A 1,511-nucleotide genomic window follows, 5' to 3' on the forward strand; every position below is an offset into this window, starting at 1 on the left:
CTAGAGCCGCTACTACATGCATTTAAAAGCAAAATTAATAACGTGGTAAATATAAGCTGATTAGTGTGTCGCATTATTTTAAAAGCATCCTTTTATCTGTTGCGATTGACATAATAATGCCAAATCCTGCCATGAGCGTTACCATTGATGTGCCGCCATAACTAATCAGTGGTAGTGGTACGCCTACAACAGGTAATAAACCCGATACCATGCCTATGTTTACGAATACATATACAAAAAAGGTGAGGGTGAGTGCGCCTGCGAGCAATTTACCAAATGCATCTTGTGCATTAACAGCAATGTATAAACCACGACCAATAATAAATAAGTACAGGCTAAGTAAAACACATACGCCGAATAAGCCAAATTCTTCGCTTAAAACCGAAAATATAAAGTCGGTGTGGCGCTCTGGCAAAAACTCTAATTGCGATTGTGTACCAAGCAACCAGCCTTTACCTTCTATGCCGCCTGATCCAATAGCAATTTTCGATTGAATAATATGATAACCCGAACCAAGCGGATCGCTCTCAGGATCTAAAAAGGTGAGTACACGTTGTTTTTGATAATCGTGCATACCGTAGTGCCAAAATGGCCATGCAGCAAGCGCTATAATCGAGCTTAAAAAGCCTATTAAACGCCAACTCAACCCAGACAAAAATAATACAAATATACCTGAGCTTGCAATAAGTATAGCGGTACCTAAGTCGGGTTGTTCTTTAATTAATAATGTAGGGAGCATTACAATCATAAAACCAATAATTAAATGTAGCGGGCGAGGTGGTAAGTGGTTTCTACCTATATACCAAGCTACCATCATCGGGACAGCCAACTTCATTAATTCTGCAGGTTGAAATCGTGTCACCCCTAAATTGAGCCAACGCTGCGCGCCTTTTGAGCTTACACCAAATAAAAGTACACCGACTAGCATTAATAACCCAACACAATAAAGTGGGATCACTAACCGCTTTAACGTGGCAGGCGAAAACTGGGCTAAAACAATCATAGCAACAATCGCACCGCCCATGCGGGTCATGTGCCTAATCATCATAGAAGACTCTTGCCCGCTTGCGCTGTAAACAACTATTATGCTGCCAGCCATCATTATAAGTAGTGCAATAAGCAGCGGTAGGTCTAGGTGCATACGCATCCAAATAGAGCGTTTATCGTGCAAAGCGGTCATGGTGTCTCGTTCCTTGCAAGATTAACAGGGTTGGCTGCAAAGTAGTAATCCATAAGTTGGCGAGCTATTTGAATGCCGCCGTGGTTGTTTTCTAACACAACAGAAACCACAATTTTAGGATCGCTATAAGGTGCAAAGCCTACATAAATTGTATTATCGCGTTGGCGCTCTTTAAGAGATTCTGCATCGTAGCGTTCACCTTGGGCAATACTAACTACTTGCGCGGTACCGGTTTTACCAGCCGAGTCGTAGTTAGTCCCTTTAAATGCTTTGTGGGCTGTGCCTGATATTTTTTGTACTGTATTATGCATTGCATCTAACGATACCTGCC

2 protein-coding genes are annotated in these 1,511 nt (G+C 42.0%); both read right to left on the reverse strand.

The window, feature by feature from the left end; genetic code table 11:
• Positions 1-73: 73 nt before the first annotated feature.
• Positions 74-1,180, reverse strand: a complete 1,107-nt coding sequence (rodA, locus tag L655_RS0100130) for a rod shape-determining protein RodA (protein ID WP_024603684.1) — start codon at positions 1,178-1,180, stop codon at positions 74-76.
• The coding region (locus tag L655_RS0100135) for a penicillin-binding transpeptidase domain-containing protein (protein ID WP_029751506.1) at positions 1,177-1,511 on the reverse strand (335 nt) is incomplete at its 5' end. The genes L655_RS0100135 and rodA, both read right to left, overlap by 4 nt.

The sequence above is a fragment of the Pseudoalteromonas sp. TAE79 genome (assembly GCF_000498015.1).
In the GTDB taxonomy this organism is placed as follows: Bacteria; Pseudomonadota; Gammaproteobacteria; order Enterobacterales; family Alteromonadaceae; genus Pseudoalteromonas.

Bases quoted from the DNA above. Each gene is read 5' to 3' on its own strand.
- rodA (WP_024603684.1), bottom strand. From the start codon at position 1,180: ATGACCGCTTTGCACGATAAACGCTCTATTTGGATGCGTATGCACCTA.